Raw genomic sequence first — 2,924 nt, forward strand, 5'->3', positions numbered from 1 at the left:
GATACGAACGCAAGGCCGAACACTTCCTGGCCTTCACCGCCATCGCCTGCAGCCTCATCTGCTACCGCAGACTCACCAAATGAGACGACGTCTTATGCGCGGCTGCGTTCGCCCTCGCGGCCTGGTTCACCCAGTCGCGCAGGCCGCTGTGGCCGCGAGCAGCCGCGGCCCTCGCCCTGGTCCTGCTGATGCCACTCGACTCACTTGCCACCACACAGCTCGCCCGGAGCGAGCAGGACAAGGAACTGGCCGATGCCCGTGTCCCCCTGCTCGGGCCACAACTGCCCACGGGCTACCACCTGAACGGCGTTGGCACCACCGGGTCGACAGCCGGAGACGAGGCCACCTTCTACTACCGGATCTCACCCGACAGCCTGGGCAGGGGCGCGAACACCATGGACGAGCTCCACCAGGAGATCCAGGTGACCGTCGGCCCCGTACAGCCGGGTTTCACCCCACCCTCCCACTGCGCCGCGCTCACCAGCGTCTACCCCGTGCCGTCACCCGCCTGCACCCCGGTGGCTCCTGGAGTGTGGCGGTGGTCGAACCACGAGTACGTCGAGTACTTCACCCGGGTCGGCGACGCTGTCGCAGTCCTCCAAGCCCGCACTCCCCCAGTGAGCAGCGCCGTTCTTCGAAAGCTCGCCAGCACCATGCGAGTCCGCACGCCGTCGTACTTCACCGGGGGCTGAACGGCTTCCTGGGTCTGTCCGAGCGCCACAGAGAGCCGGATGGGGTAATCGGCTGACACGCCCGCACGAGCCGCTCTCGTTTCTCACCGCCATCGGCCGGGAGAAATCCGGCTCGGCGCTCTCCCGAGGCCGCGATGGCCAGGTTCCGGGTCAAGTACGTCCTGGCCACCAAGCTCGTCAACGAACTCGTCGAAGCCGCCGACGAGAAGCAGCTGACCAAGACCATTGCCCGGCTGACCAAGACCATTGCCCGCTACGGCCACGTGGACCTCCTCGCAACAGACGAGTTGGGCCGACTTCAGCGCGCCCCATAAGGTGGTCTGATGTTCGATCGGTTGGAGATCCGCGTGGTGCCGCCGGGACCCCGGTTCGCTGCCCAGTTGCGGTTCCGGGTCAACGGCGAGGACGTGATCGAAGGGGCGGTCGACGAGGGCGGCCATGGGCCATTCGCGGCTGACATGCTGCCTGCTGGCCGGCCCAGCCTCCTGCGGGCGACCAGCGAGGCACGCCGTCTGGAGTTGGGGGAACCGGAGTGCACCGGCAGTTGCTGCGGTTTCCTGTCCGTCGTCGTGCAACGGTTCGGGGACATCGTGCAGTGGTCGGACTGGGAGGTTCCGCACGCCCCCGCCTCCCCGCCGCCGGAGTTCCACTTTGACGCCAGCCAGTACGACGCCGAAGTGACTCGCGCTGAGGCAGACCGGTGGTGGCAGGTCCGTACGTAGTCCAGCACGGCGCGCCCCTGCCTGGCTGCGGGCTCTTACCGTCTCCGAGTCCTTGGTCAAGGGGGAACGTCCCCAGTCGGCCCGGTGCTGTCGAAACTCGGGTTCTGGGCCCGCGGGCTGGGGAGGCTGGCCGCCGAATCGTTGCACCGGCGCGCCGATTTCAAGCGGCTGTGGTCCCGGTACGACAAGGGCTTGCCGTCCTGGGAGGACGAGCCGTGGATCGCGCACAACGCCACTACTCTGCTCACGCTGCTCGACGGCGCCGGAATCGCAGCTCCTCCGGGTCTTTCCGAGGAGTTGGCTCGGATCGGGACAGCAGGTGGGGAGGAGTATCCAGCCTTTACCCCGGGCGACACCTGTCCTGACAACAACCTGCTCACCTCTCATGGGCTACGGCTGATCGACTTCGAGGCGGCCTGCTACCAGTAGGTGTTCCTGACGGCCGCGTACTGCCGGATGCCGTTCTCCAGCTGCTGGTGCGTCTTCAACCTGCCGGCCAAGATGGCCGGGGAGATCGAGCAGGCGTATCGCAAGGAGGTCGTCGGCGTGTACCCGGCACTGGCCGAGGATGAGGTGTGGCAAGCCGGCATGCGGCAGGCCATAGCGGTCTGGACGGTGGAGGCGACGGTGCGTCTACTGCCTCGCACCGTTGAGGATGGGTTGCTCCATCGGACTCGACGTCCGGCCCCGACGAGGCGCCAGGTGCTGAGGCATCGCTGGGAGATGGCGAGCAGGCTGGAGGAGTTCCCAGCCCTCGCGGACACAATGCAGTTGCTGCTGCGTCAGGTCGCCGGAGGCTGGGAGGTGGCCCCGCTGCCGGGGTATCCGGCTTTCGGGAACTGAGGGGCGAGTGAACCGTCTCAGGCACCGGTCGATGTATCGACTACCGGCTGATGGTGCATCGGGGCAGGATCTGCGGAGTGTCTGCCGATCTTGTTCCTGATGACCTTCTCAGGTCGTCGGCTGCTCAGGGGTGACCAGTTGGCGTCGGCTTCGGGACTGGACCGAGGCCGGTGTCTGGCCCCGCCTCCACAACGCTCTCCTCGGTGAATTGCGGGCGCTGGGACTGCTCGCGATGGACGACGCGGCGGTGGGCTCCCACGTCCGCGCCCTGAAAGGGGGAGACCATGTCGGACCCTCACCTGTCAACCGTGCGCGTCCAGGCTCCAAGCACCATGTAATCGTCGACCGGCACGGCACTCCGCTAGGGTCTGTCGTCAAACCGGGGGCGCGATCAGGTGCCCGTAGGCCACGATGGTGGCTGGAGGAGAATGCCGTCATGGCTCCTACTTCTCCTGCGTCGCGGCTGGTAGCAGCGGCCGCCAGGACCCGGATCCGCCCCTTGGGTCTCCGTCAGCGTGGCCAGTCTCGCCTCTGGCTGGACGATCATGGCTGGTGGCTGGGGCTTGTCGAGTGGAGCCTCCCCCTGAGTGGTGGACACGCTGATACTGGATCTGCTTGATCCGGAGGAAGCGAGAAGACCGCCGATGGCGATGAAGGACTACTCGGA

At 66.8% G+C, this 2,924-nt stretch carries 5 protein-coding genes and 1 pseudogene; all 6 read left to right on the top strand.

What is annotated here, in order from left to right:
- The first annotated feature begins 188 nt into the window (after positions 1-188).
- A complete protein-coding gene (locus ABT288_RS49705) occupies positions 189-692 on the top strand; it encodes a hypothetical protein (RefSeq protein WP_351623417.1) in 504 nt (167 codons plus the stop codon).
- A gap of 134 nt (positions 693-826) precedes the next feature.
- Positions 827-1,006, top strand: coding sequence for a hypothetical protein (locus ABT288_RS49710; RefSeq protein WP_351623418.1), 180 nt, complete (start codon positions 827-829; stop codon positions 1,004-1,006).
- Positions 1,007-1,015: 9 nt separating this feature from the next.
- Complete coding sequence (locus ABT288_RS49715) at positions 1,016-1,414, top strand: hypothetical protein (RefSeq protein WP_351623419.1); 399 nt, start codon at positions 1,016-1,018, stop codon at positions 1,412-1,414.
- 84 nt (positions 1,415-1,498) lie between these two features.
- Positions 1,499-1,843 (top strand): hypothetical protein, encoded by a 345-nt coding sequence (locus tag ABT288_RS49720; protein ID WP_351623420.1) that lies wholly within the window; start codon positions 1,499-1,501, stop codon positions 1,841-1,843.
- The gene (locus ABT288_RS49725; protein WP_351623421.1) at positions 1,844-2,257 is read left to right on the top strand and encodes a hypothetical protein; all 414 of its coding nucleotides are present in this window, start codon (positions 1,844-1,846) and stop codon (positions 2,255-2,257) included.
- Positions 2,258-2,360: 103 nt separating this feature from the next.
- Positions 2,361-2,651, top strand: a pseudogene (locus ABT288_RS49730) (IS5/IS1182 family transposase); the annotation flags it as partial.
- Positions 2,652-2,924 lie beyond the last annotated feature (273 nt).

The organism is Streptomyces sp. NPDC001093, assembly GCF_040298985.1.
Taxonomy (GTDB): domain Bacteria; phylum Actinomycetota; class Actinomycetes; order Streptomycetales; family Streptomycetaceae; genus Streptomyces.